We start from the raw sequence: 18,030 nt of genomic DNA, 5'->3' as shown, positions 1-18,030 counted from the left end.
AATGCGCAACCATTGATTGCATATGCGGTCGCGGGGCGTCCGCGCGCGGGAGATCGCGGCAATCCTGAGCCGCCGCCTCGCCGACGCTGACGCGTTCCTGAGGAGGCCGTCGCACGCTCGTCGTGGGTGAACCCACGAGCACGGCGCCACCCCGACTCCCCCTTCGCGGGGCGGCGCCGTGCCCACCCGCTACCGGCGGCGCGTGGCCAGGAACTCCCCGATCCGGCCGATGGCCTCGGTGAGGATCTCCTCGTCGGGCAGCGTGACGAGGCGGAAGTGGTCGGGCTCGAACCAGTTGAACCCGGTGCCGTGGGTGACGAGGATCTTCTTGGCCCGCAGCAGCTCGATGACGAACTGCTGGTCGTCGTCGATCGGGTACATCTCCGGGTCGAGGCGCGGGAAGCAGTACAGCGCGCCGCGCGGGCGCACCGACGTCACGCCGGGGAGCTCGTTGAGGAGCTTGTCGGCCAGCATCGCCTGGTCGTAGAACCGGCCGCCGGGCACGATCAGCTCGTCGATCGACTGGTACCCGCCGAGCGCGGTCTGGATCGCGTGCTGCGCGGGCACGTTGGCGCACATGCGCATGTTGGCGAGCAGGGTGAGGCCCTCGAGGAACTCGGCGGCGTTCTCCTTGGGGCCCGAGATCATGACCCAGCCGGCGCGGTAGCCGCACACGCGGTACGCCTTCGACAGGCCGCTGAACGTCAGGCACAGGACGTCGTCACCCGCGGCGGCCGCGGCGTGGTGGTGCGTGGCGCCATCGAACAGGATCTTCTCGTAGATCTCGTCGGTGAGGATCACGAGGTCGTGGCGGCGCGCGATGTCGACGAGCGCCTCGACCATCTCCTTGGAGTACACGGCGCCCGTGGGGTTGTTCGGGTTGATGATCACCATGGCGTGCGTGTTCTCGGTGATCTTCGACTCGATGTCCTCGAGGTCCGGCATCCAGCCGTTCGCCTCGTCGCACCGGTAGTGCACGGCCGTGCCGCCGCACAGGGTCACCGCGCCCGTCCACAGCGGGTAGTCGGGCGCCGGGACGAGGATCTCGTTCCCCTCGTCGACGAACGCCTGCAGCACCATCGAGATGAGCTCGGAGACCCCGTTGCCGATGAACACGTCGTCCACCGTCGTGTCGCGCAGGCCGCGCGACTGGTAGTACTGCGCCACCGCCGTGCGCGCCTCGTAGATGCCGCGCGAGTCGCTGTACCCCTGCGCCTCCGGCAGGTGGTGCACAACGTCCGCCTGGATCGCTGCCGGTGCCTCGAAGCCGAACGGTGCCGTGTTGCCGATGTTCAGCTTGAGGATGCGGTGCCCCTCCGCCTCGAGGCGCTGCGCCTCGACGAGGATCGGGCCGCGGACGTCGTAGCGGACGTTGAGGAGCTTCTTGCTCTGCCGGATGGTGCGCACGGGGTCCATCATCCCCCCGCGTCCCCCGTGCCCGACACGGCCATTCCACGACGAGCGGACCCCGCGTCGTCCCGCGTGGTGGTCGCGGGCGCCGCGCCCACCAGCGCGTCCAGGCGCTCCAGCCGCTGCCGGGTGGCGTCGTCGGCCGGGGTCATGAGGATGACGCGGTCGCCGCGGGCGCGGTCCAGCCACAGGCTCTGGAAGTGCACGTCCAAGCGGCCCACGCGGGGCGACCGGTAGCGGCGCAGCTGGGTGCCGTCCCCCGCCACGTCGTAGGACTCCCAGTGCCGGACGAAGTCCGGGGACGCGTCACGCAGGCGCGTCAACAGCGCCGTCCAGCGCGGGTCGTCACGGTGCTCGGGCTCCCGGGCGCGAAGCCGGGCGGCGATGTTGTGCAGCACCGTGTCCTCGGCGTCGCCCAGCGCCCCGCGCCACCGCGGGTCGGTGAACATCAGCCACGCGCAGTTGCGGTCCTCGGCCGGGCGGGCGTCGAGGTCGTCGAACAGGTACCGGTACGCGCGGTTGGCGGCGAGCAGGTCGTAGCTGTCCGTCTGGATCGCGGCCGGGTAGGGCAGCAGGCGCTCGAGGACGGCGAGCTGCTCCGGGTGCACCTGGGGCGGCGGCCCCGGCGCGACGGCCGGCTCCCGGCCGGCCAGCGCCAGGAGGTGGCGGCGCTCGGCGGCGTCGAGCCGGAGCACCCGGGCGACCGCGTCGAGCACCTGGTCGGACACGTTCCGCGCCCGGCCCTGCTCCAGCCACGTGTACCAGGTGACCCCCACGCCGGCGAGCTGCGCCACCTCCTCGCGGCGCAGCCCCGGCGTGCGGCGGCGGCCGCTCGCGGGCAGCCCCACGTCGCCGGGCCCGATCCGGCCGCGCCGCTCGCGCAGGAACTCCCCGAGGGCGGCCCGGTCGGGCGAGGTGGCGGTCATGACGACCAGTGTCGCCCGGCCCGCCCCGCCGGACCAGCGTCGAGCCAGGTGGTGCCGGTACCACGATCAGCAGGCTCCTGGTACCAGGATGAGCGGGGGCGCACCGTCGTCGTCATGACCACGACCAGCGCGCCCGCCGCGCGCACCGCCCGAGCCGGTGCACCCGCCCCCGCGGCGCCGCACGGCGACCTCGCACCCCGCGACCCCGCACCCCGCGACCTCCCACCCCGCGCCCTCCCACCACGTGCCCTCACGGGCGTCGGCCTCGCCGTCCTCCTCGTCGCCTACCTGCCGGTCAACATGACGTTCGGGTCCGTCAACCTGCTCGCCCCGGCGATCACGGCGGACCTCGGCGCCGCGACGTCGGGCGGGCAGCTCGTCCTCTCCGCGTACACGACGACGTTCGCCGCGACGCTCGTCGTCGCCGGGCGGCTCGGCGACCGGTACGGCCGGCGCCGGCTGCTCGCGGTCGGGCTGGTCGCGTTCGCCGTGCTGTCCGCCGCGGCCGCCGTCGCGCCGGGCCTGGCGACGCTGGTCGCGCTGCGCGCCGGGCTCGGCGTCGCCGCGGGCCTGTTCACGCCTCAGGTGCTCTCCACCATCCAGGCCGCGGCGCCCGACCGGCTGCGCGCGCTGGGCGTGACCCTCTTCACCGCCGTGAGCGGCGCCGCGACCATCGCCGGGCAGGTCCTGGCGGGCGCGGTCGCCGGCGCCGCCGGCCCGCACCTCGGCTGGCGGGCGGTGCAGGTCGTCACGGGGGTGATCGCGGCGGCGGCGCTCCTCGCGCTGCGGACCGTCCCGGAGTCCCGGTCCACGGCGCCGCTGGCCCTCGACCTGCGCGGCGCGACCCTCCTGGCCGCGGGCCTCCTGCTGCTGGTCGTGCCGCTGACGCTCGGCGCGGCGGCGGGGTGGCCGCCGGTGCTCCTCGGGATGCTCGCCGCCGCGGGCGCCGTCCTCGCCCTGTTCGCCCGGTCCCAGCGCGCGGCCGAGCGGCGCGGCGAGCTGCCGGTCGTGCCGCCGAGCGTGCTGCGCACGCCGGCCGTGCGGCACGGCCTCGTCATGACGCTCCTGTTCTTCACCGGCTACGGCGCGTTCCTGTACGAGGTGTCGGCGCTCGCGCAGGGCGCGCTCGGCGCCGACGCCTGGGGCACGGTGGTGCTGCTCCTCGGCTTCGGCGGCGCGTTCATCGCCACGGCCCTCGCCCTCCCGGCGATCGAGCGCCGCACCGGCCGGTGGACGATGACGGGCGCGGCGCTGGCCCAGACGGGGGTGCTGCTCGCCCTCGGGCTCGTGGTCGGCAGCGGGCACGGCGGCTCGACGGCGGCCCTGCAGCCGCTGCTCATGGCCCTCGGCGCGGCCCAGGCGCTCATGTACGGGCCGGTGCTGCGCACGGTCCTGCTCCGCACCCCCACCTGGGCGGCGGGTGTCGCGGGCGGGCTGTTCACCACGCTCCAGCAGCTCGGGCTCGGCCTCGGCGTGGCCGTGCTCGGCGGGCTGTTCCAGGCCGTCGCCGCGCGGGCACCCGGCGGCGTGGCGGCGGGGCTGCCCCGCGGCTTCGCGGTCGCCGTCGTCGTGCAGGCCGGGCTGGCGCTCGCCTTCGCCGCGCTGGCCGCCCGCATCGCGCGGGCCCGCTGACCCCGGGCCGAGACGGCCGGGACATACGCACGGCGCCGCCCCGCGACGGGGAGTCGGGGTGGCGCCGTGCTGGTGGGGGTCAGGGGATTCCCCCACGACGAGCGTGCGACGACCACCTCAGGATCGGCCCAGGTTCCGCCGCGGGCTTCGCTCAAGATCGCCGCGCGCCACGCCCGCAGGTTGCCGTCCGGCGACCCGGTGGGCGACGGTGGGAGTCCGGTCCGTCGCCCCGTTCGGAGGTCGTCATGAAGGTCGTCGTCATCGGTGCGCTCGGCAAGGTCGCGCGCCAGCTGGTCCCGCTGCTGGCGGACGGCGGCACGGGGCCAGTGGTCGACGTCGTCGGCGTGGTCCGCAAGCCCGAGCAGACCGACCGCGTCGCCGACCTCGGCGCCGACCCGGCGCTCCTCGACGTCGAGCACGCGACCACCGAGGAGATCGCCGCGGTCCTGGCCGGCGCGGACGCCGTCGTCTGGTCCGCCGGCGCCGGCGGCGGGAGCCCCGAGCGCACGGACGCGGTCGACCGCGCCGCCGCGATCCGGTCCATGGACGCCGCCGCGAGCGCCGGCGTGCGGCGGTACGTGATGGTGTCGTGGATCGGCTCGACCCCCGAGCACGGCGTCCCCGAGAGCGCGGGCTTCTTCGCCTACGCCGACGCCAAGCTGGCCGCCGACGACCACCTGCGCACCACCGACCTCGACTGGACGATCCTCGGCCCCGGCACCCTGACGGACGAGCCGCCCACCGGGCGCATCGCGCTGTTCCCGGAGACGGGCCCCGTGCCGCGCGGCACCGACACCAGCGTGCCGCGGGCCGACGTCGCGCAGGTCGTCGCCCGGACGCTGCGCGAGCCCGCGACGGTCGGCCGGTTCGTGCGCTTCTCCTCGGGGGACACGCCGATCCCCGCCGCGCTGCGCGACCTGGGGTAGACCGCGCGCCTCGACCAGGGTTCCCTGCTCAGGCGATGAGCCCTGCCCGACGCCGCGCGGTGACCGCGCCGTGCGGGCGGTGGCCGGGGTCGGTGCGCTCGGCGGTCGCCACGACGTCGAAGCCCGCGCGGTCGAGGCGCTCCGCGAGCTCGTCGGGCGGCCAGAACCACGCCGTCGTGACCTGGTGGTCGAACGGCTCCACGCGCGGGCCGCGGAAGTAGCCGACCAGCAGCCCGCCGCCGGGGGCGAGGGCGCGGGCGAACTCGGCCAGCACGTCGTCCACACCCTCGGGCGGGGTGTGGATGACGGAGTACCACGCGAGCAGCCCGCCGAGGCCGCCGTCGGGCACGCCGAGGTCGTCCAGCGCGGCGCGGCGGAAGGGGACGCCGGGGTACTCCGCGCGGGCGCGCTCCAGGAACGGCTCGGCGAGGTCCACGCCCTCGGCGTCCAGCCCCTGCCGCGCGAGGAAGTCCGTCCACTGCCCGGGCCCGCAGCCGGCGTCGACCACGCGGCCCGCCAGCCCGGCCGCCCAGCGCGCGACGAGGTCGCGGTCCTCGTCGTGCACCGACGCCATCGACCCGAAGAGGTCGGTGTACTCCTGCGCGCGCGCCGCGTACGCGGCGCTGGCCTCACCCGTCATGGCGGCCACCCTAGGGACCGGGTCGGACGCGGCCCGGTCGGACGCGGCCCGGTCGGACGCGGCCGGGCCGGGACGGCCGTACGCGGCCGGGGCGGCCGGGGCGGCCGGTCAGTCGCGGCCGGGGACCCGACCGGCGACCGTGCGGAGCGCGCGCCGGGCGTGCGCGCGGGCCGTGGCGGGCGAGGGCGCGGGCTCCAGGCCGAGCAGCCGGCGGCGGTGCGCCTCGCCGAGCAGCAGCGTGTACAGCTCCTCGGCGCGCCGGGGCAGGTCGTCGAGGCCGGGGTGCTCGGCCGCGAGGAGCGTCGCGAGGGCGTCGACGGTGCGCGCGGGGCCGTTCGCGTAGAAGTCCGCGGCGAGCCGCGGCAGCTGGCGCGCCTCCGCGACGACGAGGCGGTGCAGCGTCACGGCGTCGTCGCCGTGCAGCGTCCGCACGACGCGGGTGGCGACCTCCTCGAGGTCGTCCCCCGCGTGCAGGCCCTCCTGCTCGTGCCGGTGCAGGCGCTCGACGGCGGCGAGGAAGAGGCCCTCCTTGTCCGTGAAGCGGGCGTAGATCGTGCGCTTGGTGACGCCGGCCGCGGCCGCGACGCCCTCGATCGTCGTGCCGGCGAACCCGTGCTCGGCGAGCTGCGCGGTGGCCGCGTCGAGGATCGCCTCCCGGCGCGCCTCCGCCTCGTCGCGGCGGGGGCGCCCGCGGCGGGCGGGGGGCCGGCCGGTCTCCGTGTCCATGCTCTAATGATACGGCACCGTTTCATTATGGCGTGGCATCACACGACGCCGCACCACACGAGGAGGACCGATGGGTGGACGACGGCTGCTGCACGTGGCCTTCAGCGACGACTGGGAGGCGTGCGGGCGGTTCGGGGATTACGACGTCGCCACGCGGCGCACCCTGTTCGACGACGCGGGCCACATCCACGCGACCACGGCGGGCGGCCTGCCTGCCGTGCTGCGCGACGTCTACGGCGACGCCACCGAGGCGCTGGTGCTCGCCGTGATCGACGAGGACGCCCTCGCCGACCAGGGGATCCCGGTGCGCTGGGAGCCCGCGGCGGGCGGGCCCGCGCCCCGCATCGGCGCCGTGCTGCCGATGGACCGCGCGACGGTGGTCGCCGTCCTGGAGGTCGGGCGCGGCCCGGACGGGTGGGCCGCCCCCGACCTCTCCGGCCTCGACGTCCGCGAGACGGCCCCCGAGGCGGCGCTCGAGGCGGCGCTCGAGGCGGCGCTCGAGGCAACACTCGAGGCGGCGCGCGAGGCCGGCCCGGGGGTCAGCCCAGCAGGGTCGTGACCCGGCGGCGCATGCCCGCCGCGTCGAGGCCGTGCGCCGCGGCGTGGTCGCGCGGCGTGCCGTAGCGGCGCAGCTCGGCCTCGCCGGGGACGCCCACGTGCAGCACGCGGCTCGGGCGGTCGGCCAGCGCGGCCGCCACGGCGGCGGCGCTCGTGCCCTCCAGGTACGGCTCGACGACGGCGAGCGACGGCGCCGCGCCGGGGCCCGCGGGCAGCAGGGCGCGCAGCCCCTGCGCGTCGAGCGGGTGCGGGGTGGCCGTCCACGCCACGCGGACGGGGAGGTCGGCGGTGGCCTCGAGGACGGTGTCGAGCATCGGCCCGACGGCGACGACGAGGGGCGCCTCGCCGGTCCCGACGCCGGCGCGGTCGCGCACCAGGTGCAGCCGGCCGTCGACGGGCCCCGGGCGGGCGTTGCGCTGCCCCGACAGGCGCACGTAGACGCGCCCCGTGCCCGCCGCCTCGCGGTGCAGGATCTCCGCGACCTCGTCGGCGTGGCCCGGCACGTGCACCGTCCAGCCGGGCAGCGCGGAGATCAGCGCCACGTCGGCGGGGGCCTGGTGGGTGCGGCCGCCCGCGGACACGTCGTAGGACGCGCCCGCGCTCACGAGCACGGCGCCGACGTCCTGGTGGCCGAGGTCCAGCTTGACCTGCTCGTACGCCCGCTCCACCAGGAACGACGCGAACGTGTGCACGATCGGGCGGCGGCCGGCCAGGGCGAGCCCCCCGGCCATGCCGACCAGCGCCTGCTCCCGGATCCCGACGTCGATCACGCGGTCCGGGTGCCGCTCGATCGCGCGGCCCAGGTACCCCGAGCCGATGACGGCCAGGACCACGTCGACGTCCGGGTGCGCGTCCAGCACCGGGCCGAGCTCGGCGTAGAACCGGGCACGCTGGTCCGGCTCGGGGGCCGCCGCCACCTGCCGGGCCTCCACCTGCGCGGTCATGCCGCCACCCCGTTCGCGCGGGCCGGGGTGGTGTCGACCACCACGACCGTCGGCCGGTCGGCCTCCGCGTGCCGCAGCGCGGCGGTCAGGCGGGGCGTGTCGGACGTGCGCGCCTCCGCAGCCGCCCAGCCCTCGAGCGCGAACCGGGACGCGATGCCGCCCAGCCAGCCCAGGCTGTCGCTGTGGTTGTCCACCACGACGCACGTGAGGTTGCCGAGGCCGAACCGGCCGGCCACCTGGATCGCCTCGGCGTTGCTGCCCTCGTCGAGCTCGGCGTCGCCCACCAGCACCACGACGCGCGCCGGCGACCGACCGCGCAGCCCGAGGGCGAGGCCGACCCCGATCGGCAGGCCGTGCCCCAGCGAGCCGCTGCCGATCTCGATGCCCGGCACCAGGGTGCGGTCGGGGTGGTGGCCCAGCGGCGAGTCGAACGACGCGACGTCGTCGAGCCACGCCGTCGGGAAGAACCCCTTCGCGGCGAGCACGGCGTAGGTGGACGCCGGGCCGTGCCCCTTGGAGAGCAGGAAGCGGTCGCGGTCGGGATCGTCCGGGTGCGCCGGGTCGACGCGGAGCACCCGGTCGTACAGCGCCCACACGACGTCGAGCGTCGAGTGCGCGCTGGGGTCGTGCTTCTCGTCGCCGGTCACGCGGGCGACGAGGTCGCGCACGTGCTGCGGGACGCTCACGGGGGCCTCGACCGGCCCGGCCGGCGGGGTGCTTGTCGTCGTCATGCCTCGATGCTGCGACCTCAACCATTGTTGAGGTCAAGGGGTGGGCGACGTCACGCCGGACGTCCTGCGGAACCCCGCCGCCCGGGGCAGGATCGAGACGGACCCACCGCCGTCACCAGGAGGTCTCGTCATGGCCCGCACCGTCGCCGAACACCTCGTCGACCAGCTCGTCGCCGCCGGAGTGAAGCGCATCTACGGGATCGTCGGGGACTCCCTGAACCCCGTCGTCGACGCCGTGCGCCGCACCGAGGGCATCGACTGGGTGCACGTGCGCCACGAGGAGGCCGCCGCCTTCGCGGCCGCCGCCGACGCGGAGGTCACGGGCGAGCTCGCCGTCTGCGCCGGGTCGTGCGGGCCGGGCAACCTGCACCTCATCAACGGCCTCTACGACGCGAACCGGTCCCGGCTGCCCGTGCTCGCCATCGCGTCGCACATCCCCAGCCCGCAGATCGGCACGCAGTTCTTCCAGGAGACGCACCCCGACCGCATCTTCACCGAGGCCTCGGTGTTCTCGGAGATGATCTCGACGGCGGCCCAGCTCCCCCGCGTGACGCGGTCCGCCATCCAGCACGCGCTCTCGGCCCCGGGCGTCGCGGTGCTGACCCTGCCGGGCGACGTCGCCGACCAGCGGGTGCCCGACGATGCCGCCCCGATCCTCGTGCCCGGCGCCTGCCCGGCCCGGATCGTGCCGAACGACGCCGACGTCGGGGCCCTGGCCGACGCGATCAACAAGGCCAGGAAGGTCACGCTGTTCGTCGGCGCGGGCGCACGCGGCTCGCGCGAGGAGGTGCTCGAGCTCGCCGACCTCGCCGCCGCGCCGATCGGCCACTCGCTGCGCGGCAAGGAGATCATCCAGTACGAGAACCCCCACGACGTCGGCATGTCCGGGCTCCTCGGCTACGGCTCCTGCCACGAGGCGATGCAGTCCGCCGACCTGCTGATCCTCGTCGGCACCGACTTCCCCTACGACTCGTTCCTGCCGAGCGACGTCCGGACCGCGCAGATCGACGTCGACGCCTCGCACCTGGGCCGCCGCACCCGGCTCGACCTGCCCGTGCACGGCGACGTCGGCGAGACCCTCCGGATCCTCAACCCGTTGATCCAGCGCAAGCGGGACCGCAAGTTCCTGCGCTCGATGGTCGACAAGCACGCCGGGATCATGACCAAGGTGGTCGGCGCGTACACGCGCAACGTGGAGAAGCACACGCCCATCCACCCCGAGTACGCGGCCGTGCAGCTCGACGAGACCGCGGCCGACGACGCCGTGTTCACCGTCGACACCGGCATGAACAACGTGTGGGCCGCCCGGTACCTCACGCCCAACGGGAAGCGGCGCGTCATCGGGTCCTTCATCCACGGGTCGATGGCGAACGCCCTGCCGCACGCCATCGGGGCCGCGTTCGCGCAGCCCGGGCGGCAGGTCGTGGCTCTCGCCGGCGACGGCGGCCTGTCCATGCTGCTCGGCGAGCTCATCACCGTGCGCACCTACGACCTGCCGGTGAAAGTCGTCGTCTTCAACAACGCGACGCTCGGCATGGTGAAGCTCGAGATGCTCGTGGAGGGCCTGCCCTCCTACGGCACCGACTCCCCGCCGGTGGACTACCGCGCGATCGCCACCGCCATCGGCATCCCCGCCGTGCGCGTCGAGCGGCCGAAGGACCTGCGCCGCGCCCTCAAGGACGGCCTCGACCGCAAGGGCCCCGCGCTCATCGAGGTGGTCACCGACCCGAACGCCCTGTCGATCCCGCCGTCCATCACGTCCGGCCAGATCCGCGGGTTCGCCACCGCCATGACCAAGGAGATCTTCGGCGGCGGCATGGGCGAGGTCATGTCCCTGGCCCGCTCGAACCTGCGCAACCTGCCCCGCTGACCGCCTGTCGTCACCGCCAGGCGGCGGCGACGGCGAGGAAGGCGTCGTTCGCCTCGATCTCGCCGATGCTCACGCGCAGGCCGTCGCCGGCGAACGGCCGCACGAGGACGCCGGCGGCGGTCGCCTCGGCGGCGCGGGCCATGGTCTCCCCGCCCAGGGGGAACCACACGAAGTTGGCGTGCGTCTCGGGCAGGTCCCAGCCCTGCTCGCGCAGCGCGGCGGTCACGCGGGCGCGCTCGGCGACCAGCGCGTCGACCCGCACGCGCAGCTCCTCCTGCGCGACGGGCTCCAGCGACGCGAGGGCGGCACGCTGGGCGATGTGGTTGACGCCGAACGGCGTCGACACGGCACGGATCCCGGCGGCCAGGCGCGGCTCCGCGACCGCGTACCCGACGCGCAGGCCCGCCAGGCCGTACGCCTTCGACAACGTGCGCAGCAGGACGACGTTCGCGTACCGGCGCAGGAGGTCGACGCCGTCGGGCGCCTGCGGGTCGCGGACGAACTCGAGGTACGCCTCGTCGACGATCACGAGCACGTCGCGCGGCACCTCGGCGAGGAACGCCTCGAGCTCGTCGGCGTGCACCACCGGGCCGGTCGGGTTGTTGGGCGTGCAGACCATGACGACGCGGGTGCGCGGCGTGACGGCGGCGGCCATGGCGGGCAGGTCGAGCCGGCCGTCGGCGGCCACGGGGACGGTCACGGCGGTGCCGCCCGCGACCGCGACCACGATCGGGTACGCCTCGAACGAGCGCCACGGGAACACGACCTCGTCGCCGTGCTCCACGACCGCCTGCAGCACGTGCCCGAGCACCGCCACCGAGCCGTTGCCCACCACGACCTGCTCGGCCGGCACGCCCACGTGGTCCGCGAGCGCCTCGACCAGCTCCGTGGCGTACATGTCCGGGTAGCGGTTGGTCTGCTCCGCGGCCCGGGTGATCGCCTCGAGGACGGAGGGCAGCGGCGGGTACGGGTTCTCGTTCGACGACAGCTTCCACAGCTTCGCGCCCTCGGCGGGCCGGGCGCCCGGCACGTACGCGGGCAGCGCGGCGACGGCGGCGCGCAGGGGGACGGCGGGGCTCTGGACGACCGGCGAGTCAGCGGGGGAGGTCACAGCGGTCAAGGATGCCACCCCGCCGCCACCCTCCCCCAGGTCCGGGCGCTGACGTGCCACGATGGCCGCATGAACTTCATCGTCCGCACCCTTGTCACGGCTGTGGCGTTGTGGCTGAGCGACCTGATCTTCACCAACCTCGAGATCAAGCCCGCGTACGACGGCGACAACCTGCTGACCTACGTCCTCGCGATCCTCGGCGTCGCGCTGGTGTTCACCATCATCAGCAGCTTCGTGAAGCCGATCGTCAGCATCATCTCGATCCCGCTCCTCATCCTCACGCTGGGGCTCTTCTACCTCGTCATCAACGCCTTCGTGCTGTGGCTCACCACCTGGATCACCGACCAGGGATGGTTCGGCGACTGGGGCGTCGACGTGAGCGGCGGCTTCTGGTGGTTCATCTGGATCGCCCTCATCCTCGCGGTGCTGCAGGCGATCATCGGGGCGTTCGCCCCCAAGCGGGGCTGACCGCGCCCCGCTCGCCTCAGTGCAGCGTCGCCCCCGTCGGGACTCCCGGCGGGGGCGTCGTCGTCCCGGGCGCCAGCACCACCGGCGGGTCCGCGTCGGCCCGGCGCGCGGCGTAGAGCCTCGTCCGGGCCCCGGTGCCGCCGAGCAGCCGCTCCAGCCGCCGCGTCACGCCGGCCGCCGGCACGTTGCCGGACCGCTCGACCGCGGCGAGCGTGCGCAGGTGCGTGGGCAGCGCGTGCGCCAGCGTGGCGACCCCCGACGCCGTGCGGTCGGCCGGGTCGGCCGAGTCCAGCAGCCGCCGCGCCACGGTGACGCGGTCGACGGACGCCGGGTTGTGCACGGCGGAGCGCCCGTCCAGCGCCGACACCGCCTCCTCGTCGTTCTCCAGGTGCAGCACCGGCACCCCCGCCGGCGTGGCGAACGTGGCCGTCGGGGAGCCCGCGGTCACGACGCCGCCGACCGGGTGCTTCGCGCGGAAGCTCGGGGACGCCGCGAGCGCCGTCGCCGCGATGCCGCCCAGGCTGTGCCCGACCAGCACCACCGGTTCGTCGTCGGCCGCGCCCGCCTCGTCGAGGGCCCGCTCGACCGCCTCGGACACGTCGGCGCCCTCGTGCGCCATGAGCCGCAGGTCGGTCGTTCCGTCGAACGGGTTCGTGGTCGACAGCAGGGGCTGCGTCCCGGGGATCAGCACGGTCCACGACGTCGTCCCGTCGGTGTGGGTCACCCGCTCCACCGCGAGGGTCCCCTCGGGCGCCCCCGCCGCCCGGCGGCCGACGATCCCGCTGCCCTGGGGATAGAGGTCGCCGAGTCGGGCGAGCGCCTCCGCGACGGTGCCCGACGGCGCCCCGGCCCAGGGCAGCGGAGGCCCGGCCAGGTCGGCGTCCGTGAGCGGCAGCACCCGCACCTCGGACGCCGGCAGCAGCGCGTCGACGAGGTCGGCGAGCCCGCCGGCGCCCCGGGTGGTGCCGTCGACCATGGCGGCGGGCCCCTCGCGCAGCCCGCGCTCGAGGTCCCGCCACCGCCACGGGACGGAGAGCGAGTAGCCGGCGGCGAAGCCGCCGACCAGCTCGTCGGCCTGGGGCGCGAGCACCCGCCAGGCGTTCGCCGCGTCGCTGTCGTGCCCGCCGACCACCTCCGCGGTGGGGGGCGAGGGCGGGGCGACGCCCCGCGGTCGCGACTCGTCCCCTGCCTCGGCCTCGGCCTCGGCCCCCGACGGGACCGCGAACCCCAGCCGGTCCACGGTCCTGGCCCCGGCCGCCACCCCCTGCAGCGGCAGGAGGCGCACCCCCACCCACGCGCCGCCGAGGGTGGCCAGCAGCCTGGTCCCGGCACCGGCGGCGCGCTCCGCCATGGTCTCGGCCGCACGGTAGAGGCCGGCGGCGATCCGCAGCCGGCGCGCGCAGCGGTCGGCGCTCGACGCCCGGTGGTGCAGCCGCGCCGCCGCGTCGTCGAGCCGGGCCGCGGCCGCGGCGCCGACGACGGCCTCCTGCGCCGTGGGCGACGCCGGGAACAGCCCGTCCGCAGGGTCGTGCTGCCACTCGCGCCGTTGCAGGGCGGTCCGGGCGGCGAGGCACCGCACGGCCGCCCGGCGCAGCCGGTCCGCGGTGTCGTCGAGGACGAGTGCTGCGCCCTGCACGGCGTCGGCGTCCACGCGAGCGAGCCCGCGTCCGCCCGTGACGGACAGCGTCTCGGCCGGGGGAAGTCGCTCGCTCACCGGGCCAGCACCGCCGCCGCCTCCTCCACGAGCTGCCGGTCGGCTCCGAGCCCGGACAGCAGGGACGCGACCTCCTGCCGGAACCGGTCCGCCGCGTCCGACTCCCAGGAGACGGCGAGGCTTCGGCGGGCGCCCGCCGCGGCGTCGTCGACCTCGCGGCACGCCATGACCGCGAGCGCCCTCGCCTCGGCCGCCGGCGCGATGCGGAGGGCGGCGGTCGGGACGGGCGGGCCGGGCGGGCACGGGGAGGGCGGCGAGGACATGCCCAGGACGCTAGGCGGACGGACGTGCCGACCGCGCCCGCTCCCCGCTCCCTGTGGACAACGGTCGACTGGGGGCAGCGCGCACGACGCGAGGCGCCGCGGAGACGTCCTCTACCGAGGCAGCACGCCGCCGAGCCGCTCAGGGTCGGAGAGGATGTCGATGCCGACCACCCGGCCGTCGCGCACGGTGAACGCGAGCACGGAGTAGACCGTCCCGTCCTCGACGACCGTGACGAGCCCGGGCGACCCGCCCACCAGGGCGAGGCGCGAGAACCGCGCGGTGCCGAAGTGCAGGCGCGCCTGCCCGGCCACCGCCGCGGCGCCGCGCAGCACCCGCGACAGCTCGCCCGGACCGTAGTCGAGACGCAGGGTGACCTCGGGGTCGAGGAGCGCCACCAGCCCCTCGAGGTCGCCCGCCCGCGACGCGGCGAGGTAGGCCGACACGACCTCCCGCCGGCGCGCGACGTCGTCCTGCGCGGGCACGGCGTCCCGCACCTTGCGCCGCGCCCGGCTGGCGAGCTGGCGCGTCGCGGGGAGCGACCGGTCCACGAGGGGCGCGATCTCCTCGAACGGCACGGCGAACTGGTCGTGCAGCACGAAGGCGACGCGCTCGGCCGGGGCCAGCGTGTCCAGCACGACCATCAGCGCGGCGCCGACCTCGTCCGACTCGACCGCTCGCCGCTCCGGGTCGTCCAGCTCGTCGACCGGCGCCACCAGCAGGTCCGGCAGGTGCCCGTCCCAGCCGGGTCCTTCCCAGGCCGTCTCGCGGCGGGTGGACCGCGAGCGCAGCAGGTTGAGGGCCACGCGGCCGACGATCGTCGTGAGCCAGCCGCCGAGGTTCTCCACCCCCGCGGTGCCCGCGGCGTGCGCGCGCACCCACGCGTCCTGCACGGCGTCCTCGGCGTCGGCGGTGGAGCCCAGGACGCGGTAGGCGACCGCGCGCAGGTGCGGCCGGAACGTCTCGAACTGGTCCGCCATGAGCTGGTCCGTGCTCACCGGTCACACTCCTTCGGCCCGCCGTGTCAGAGGGATGACAGCAACCACTGCCGGTACCTGCCGAGCCGTGCTCACCCAAGCACAGGTCGCCGACACCGGCTCATGACCGAGGAGCCCGCATGACCCCCCTGACCTCGAACGACACCGCGGCCCGTGCCCTGTCCGCCGCCCTCTCCGCGGACCTCACGGCGGACCTCTCAGCGGACCTCACCGGCCGGCTGCTGCTGCCCGGCGGCGACGCGTTCGACCGGGCGTCCACGCCGTGGAACCTCGCGGTGCGGCAGCCGGTCGCGGCGGTCGTGGAGGCGGCCGACGCCGACGACGTCGCCGCCACCGTGCGGCACGCGGCGGCCGCCGGGCTGACGGTGGCCGCCCAGTCCACCGGGCACGGCGCGTCCGGCGACGTGGCGGGCACCGTCCTGCTGCGCACCGGCCGCCTCGCCGACGTCCAGGTGGACCCGCTGCGCCGCACGGCCCACGTGGGCGCGGGCGCGTCGTGGGGCGCGGTCCAGGCCGCCGCGGCGCCGCACGGCCTCACGACCCTCCTCGGCAGCGCCCCCGGCGTGGGCGCCGTCGGCTACACCCTCGGCGGCGGGCTCGGCTGGTTCAGCCGGCTGCACGGCCTCGCCGCGGACCACGTGCGGTCGTTCGACGTCGTCGACCCGGCGGGCACGCGGGCGACCGTCACGGCCCAGTCCGACCCGGAGCTGTTCTGGGCGCTGCGCGGCGGGGGCGGCGACCTCGCCGTCGTGACCGCGATGGAGATCGACCTGGAGCCGGTGCCCGCGTTCTCGGGCGGCAGGGTCGCGTGGCCGGCCGAGCACGCCGCCGAGGTGCTCGCCGTCTTCCGCGAGGTCACCGCCGCGGCCCCGCCGGAGCTCACCGTGTGGCTCTCGCGGGTGGAGGCGCCGGGCGCGCCGGCCGTCGTCGTCGTGCACGCCGCCCACCTGGGCGACGCCGCGGAGGCGCGCGAGCTGCTGCGACCGTTCGCGGCCGTACCCGGCGCGCTGGGGCCGGGCGTGGACGCCGCGATCGGCCCGGTCGGGCTGGCGGACGTCGGCGACATCACCGCCGACCCCACGGACCCGGCCGCCGGGAAGGGGCGCTCCGAGCTCCTCCGCGGCATCGACGGGGAGGCGGTGGAGCGCCTGTTCACGACGTCGGTCGCGCCGCTCCTCATGGTCCAGCTGCGGCACCTGGGCGGCGCGCTCGCCGCGCCCGGGGCCGGGGCGGGCGCGCTGGGCGCGATCGCCGAGCCGTACCTGCTGTACGCGTTCGGCCTGGCCTTCGAGCCGGGGGTCGCGGCCGCCGTCGGCCACCGCCTCGAGGCCCTGCCCGCCGAGCTCGCGGGCGTCGCCACGCTGCGCAAGCCCGCCACGTTCCTCGCCCCGGGCGAGAGCGCCGCGGCCGCGTACGACGACGCCGCCCTCGCCCGGCTGCGCGACCTCAAGCGCTCCCGCGACCCGCGCGGCGTCGTCCGCGGGAACTACCCCCTGCTCGGCTGAGGCGCTCCCGCCCCGTCGTGAACACCCTCGCGGCGGGGCGGGGAGCCCGTGGGAGAATGACGGCCGTGACCTCCCCCGCGCCGCAGACCTCGCCGTCCGACGTCCAGACCCGCGTCAACCTCGCGGACGTCACCCCGCCGATCGCCCTCGGGCCGCTCGACGGCCGCTACCGCGGCGCCGTCGCGCCGCTGGTGGACCACCTCAGCGAGGCCGCGCTCAACCGGGCGCGCATCCACGTCGAGGTCGAGTGGCTGGTCACGCTGTGCAACGGCACGTCCGAGGCACCCGGCGCCGTCGTGCCGGGCGCGCCCACCCTGACCGACGCCGAGATCGCCTACCTGCGGCAGATCCCCGCCACGTTCGGCGCGGACGAGATCGCCGAGCTGGCCGCCATCGAGCGGGAGACCGTGCACGACGTCAAGGCCGTCGAGTACTTCATCAAGCGCCGCATCGCCGTCGCCCCCGAGGCGCTGGGCGACGCGACGAGCCTGCCCGCCGCGAGCGAGCTCGTGCACTTCGCGTGCACCAGCGAGGACATCAACAACCTGTCGTACGCGCTCATGGTGCAGGGCGGCGTGCGCGACGTGTGGCTGCCCGCCGCGACCGCGCTGACCGACCAGCTCGCCGGCATGGCCCGCGAGCACGCCGAGGTCCCGATGCTCAGCCGCACGCACGGGCAGCCCGCCACGCCGACGACGATGGGCAAGGAGCTCGCCGTCCTCGCGCACCGCCTGCGCCGCCAGCTGCGCCGCGTCGAGGGCGCGGAGTACCTGGGCAAGCTCAACGGCGCCACCGGCACCTACGGCGCGCACGTCGTCGCCGTCCCGGGCGCCGACTGGCCCGCCGTGTCCCAGGCGTTCGTCGAGCACCTGGGCCTGGTCTGGAACCCGCTGACGACGCAGATCGAGTCGCACGACTGGCAGGCGGAGGTCTACGCCGACGTCGCCCGCTTCAACCGCATCCTGCACAACCTCGCGACCGACGTGTGGACGTACATCTCGCTGGGCTTCTTCACGCAGATCCCCGTGGCGGGCGCCACCGGCTCGTCGACCATGCCGCACAAGGTCAACCCGATCCGGTTCGAGAACGCCGAGGCGAACCTCGAGATCTCGTGCTCGCTGCTCGACACCCTGTCCGCGACGCTCGTGACGTCCCGCCTGCAGCGCGACCTCACCGACTCCACCACGCAGCGCAACATCGGCCCGGCGTTCGGCCACTCGCTGCTCGCGATCGACAACGTGCGCCGCGGCCTCAAGGCCCTCAACGTCAACGCCGCCCTCATGGCCGACGACCTCGACCACAACTGGGAGGTGCTCGGCGAGCCCGTCCAGTCGGCGATGCGCGCCGCCTCCGTCGCCGGTGTCGAGGGCATGGAGAACCCGTACGAGCGCCTCAAGGAGCTCACCCGCGGCCAGCGCGTCGACGCTGCGCGGATGCGCGAGTTCGTCGCCGGCCTCGGCCTGCCCGACGACGTCGCCGCCCGCCTCGCCGAGCTCACGCCCGCGTCGTACACCGGCATCGCCGCGCGGCTCGTCGAGGACTACCTGGCCTGACCCGGCACCACCCCCGGTCGCCGAACAGGCAGTTGACACCGTGATGGGTCCAACCTG

The 18,030-nt window shown here is 75.8% G+C and carries 17 protein-coding genes; 7 read left to right on the top strand and 10 right to left on the bottom strand.

All coding sequences use genetic code 11. The annotated features are described in order from the left end of the window. Positions 1 to 189: 189 nt before the first annotated feature. On the bottom strand, positions 190 to 1,416 hold the full coding sequence (locus tag ACFU9A_RS04000; protein WP_430575335.1) for a pyridoxal phosphate-dependent aminotransferase: 1,227 nt from the start codon (positions 1,414 to 1,416) through the stop codon (positions 190 to 192). Beyond that, a complete protein-coding gene (locus ACFU9A_RS03995) occupies positions 1,416 to 2,336 on the bottom strand; it encodes a helix-turn-helix transcriptional regulator (protein ID WP_430573970.1) in 921 nt (306 codons plus the stop codon). The genes ACFU9A_RS04000 and ACFU9A_RS03995 overlap by 1 nt, the downstream gene beginning before the upstream one ends. A gap of 114 nt (positions 2,337 to 2,450) precedes the next feature. On the opposite strand from ACFU9A_RS03995, the gene ACFU9A_RS03990 reads away from it, so the two are divergent. Together ACFU9A_RS03990 and ACFU9A_RS03985 are read left to right on the top strand one after the other, a co-directional pair. Beyond that, positions 2,451 to 3,968, top strand: coding sequence for an MFS transporter (locus tag ACFU9A_RS03990; RefSeq protein WP_430573969.1), 1,518 nt, complete (start codon positions 2,451 to 2,453; stop codon positions 3,966 to 3,968). 245 nt (positions 3,969 to 4,213) lie between these two features. Further along, entirely contained in the window at positions 4,214 to 4,894 is a 681-nt protein-coding gene (locus ACFU9A_RS03985) for an SDR family oxidoreductase (RefSeq protein ID WP_430573968.1), read from the top strand. 28 nt (positions 4,895 to 4,922) lie between these two features. On the opposite strand, the gene ACFU9A_RS03980 is transcribed toward ACFU9A_RS03985, so the two are convergent. Further along, on the bottom strand, positions 4,923 to 5,534 hold the full coding sequence (locus ACFU9A_RS03980; protein WP_430573967.1) for a class I SAM-dependent methyltransferase: 612 nt from the start codon (positions 5,532 to 5,534) through the stop codon (positions 4,923 to 4,925). A 108-nt stretch (positions 5,535 to 5,642) separates the two neighbouring features. Beyond that, positions 5,643 to 6,260 carry a TetR/AcrR family transcriptional regulator gene (locus ACFU9A_RS03975; protein WP_430573966.1) on the bottom strand — a complete coding sequence of 206 codons (618 nt, stop codon included), beginning with the start codon at positions 6,258 to 6,260 and terminating at the stop codon, positions 5,643 to 5,645. Positions 6,261 to 6,330: 70 nt separating this feature from the next. Between ACFU9A_RS03975 and ACFU9A_RS03970 the strand changes: the two genes are divergently transcribed. Continuing rightward, positions 6,331 to 6,819: a DUF952 domain-containing protein gene (locus tag ACFU9A_RS03970; RefSeq protein WP_430573965.1), complete on the top strand. Its 489-nt coding sequence runs from the start codon at positions 6,331 to 6,333 to the stop codon at positions 6,817 to 6,819. Here the strand turns inward: ACFU9A_RS03970 and ACFU9A_RS03965 are convergent. Both ACFU9A_RS03965 and ACFU9A_RS03960 read right to left on the bottom strand, forming a co-directional pair. Further along, positions 6,800 to 7,762 carry a transketolase family protein gene (locus ACFU9A_RS03965; protein WP_430573964.1) on the bottom strand — a complete coding sequence of 321 codons (963 nt, stop codon included), beginning with the start codon at positions 7,760 to 7,762 and terminating at the stop codon, positions 6,800 to 6,802. The genes ACFU9A_RS03970 and ACFU9A_RS03965 overlap by 20 nt on opposite strands. After that, positions 7,759 to 8,493 (bottom strand): thiamine pyrophosphate-dependent enzyme, encoded by a 735-nt coding sequence (locus tag ACFU9A_RS03960; RefSeq protein WP_430573963.1) that lies wholly within the window; start codon positions 8,491 to 8,493, stop codon positions 7,759 to 7,761. Before ACFU9A_RS03960 ends, ACFU9A_RS03965 begins: the two co-directional genes overlap by 4 nt. Positions 8,494 to 8,623: 130 nt before the next feature. Between ACFU9A_RS03960 and ACFU9A_RS03955 the strand changes: the two genes are divergently transcribed. Further along, on the top strand, positions 8,624 to 10,363 hold the full coding sequence (locus ACFU9A_RS03955; protein ID WP_430573962.1) for a pyruvate dehydrogenase: 1,740 nt from the start codon (positions 8,624 to 8,626) through the stop codon (positions 10,361 to 10,363). Between the two features lie 10 nt (positions 10,364 to 10,373). Here the strand turns inward: ACFU9A_RS03955 and hisC are convergent, their stop codons facing one another. After that, the gene (hisC, locus tag ACFU9A_RS03950) at positions 10,374 to 11,474 is read right to left on the bottom strand and encodes a histidinol-phosphate transaminase (RefSeq protein ID WP_430573961.1); all 1,101 of its coding nucleotides are present in this window, start codon (positions 11,472 to 11,474) and stop codon (positions 10,374 to 10,376) included. A 69-nt stretch (positions 11,475 to 11,543) separates the two neighbouring features. Between hisC and ACFU9A_RS03945 the strand changes: the two genes are divergently transcribed. Next, positions 11,544 to 11,942 (top strand): phage holin family protein, encoded by a 399-nt coding sequence (locus ACFU9A_RS03945; protein ID WP_430573960.1) that lies wholly within the window; start codon positions 11,544 to 11,546, stop codon positions 11,940 to 11,942. A 16-nt stretch (positions 11,943 to 11,958) separates the two neighbouring features. Here the strand turns inward: ACFU9A_RS03945 and ACFU9A_RS03940 are convergent, their stop codons facing one another. The 3 genes from ACFU9A_RS03940 to ACFU9A_RS03930 form a co-directional block, all read right to left on the bottom strand. Continuing rightward, the gene (locus tag ACFU9A_RS03940; RefSeq protein WP_430573959.1) at positions 11,959 to 13,656 is read right to left on the bottom strand and encodes a hypothetical protein; all 1,698 of its coding nucleotides are present in this window, start codon (positions 13,654 to 13,656) and stop codon (positions 11,959 to 11,961) included. Next, positions 13,653 to 13,919, bottom strand: coding sequence for a hypothetical protein (locus tag ACFU9A_RS03935; RefSeq protein WP_430573958.1), 267 nt, complete (start codon positions 13,917 to 13,919; stop codon positions 13,653 to 13,655). Before ACFU9A_RS03935 ends, ACFU9A_RS03940 begins: the two co-directional genes overlap by 4 nt. A gap of 111 nt (positions 13,920 to 14,030) precedes the next feature. After that, on the bottom strand, positions 14,031 to 14,915 hold the full coding sequence (locus tag ACFU9A_RS03930; RefSeq protein WP_430573957.1) for a sigma-70 family RNA polymerase sigma factor: 885 nt from the start codon (positions 14,913 to 14,915) through the stop codon (positions 14,031 to 14,033). 119 nt (positions 14,916 to 15,034) lie between these two features. On the opposite strand from ACFU9A_RS03930, the gene ACFU9A_RS03925 reads away from it, so the two are divergent. Beyond that, positions 15,035 to 16,420, top strand: a complete 1,386-nt coding sequence (locus ACFU9A_RS03925; RefSeq protein WP_430573956.1) for an FAD-binding oxidoreductase — start codon at positions 15,035 to 15,037, stop codon at positions 16,418 to 16,420. A gap of 56 nt (positions 16,421 to 16,476) precedes the next feature. After that, complete coding sequence (gene purB / locus ACFU9A_RS03920) at positions 16,477 to 17,973, top strand: adenylosuccinate lyase (RefSeq protein ID WP_430573955.1); 1,497 nt, start codon at positions 16,477 to 16,479, stop codon at positions 17,971 to 17,973. Positions 17,974 to 18,030 lie beyond the last annotated feature (57 nt).

The sequence above is a fragment of the Isoptericola sp. NPDC057653 genome (genome assembly GCF_042799955.1).
Classification (GTDB): domain Bacteria; phylum Actinomycetota; class Actinomycetes; order Actinomycetales; family Cellulomonadaceae; genus Isoptericola.
Note: the sequence above shows the minus strand (reverse complement) of the source record. Positions and strands in the feature narration are given on the sequence as shown.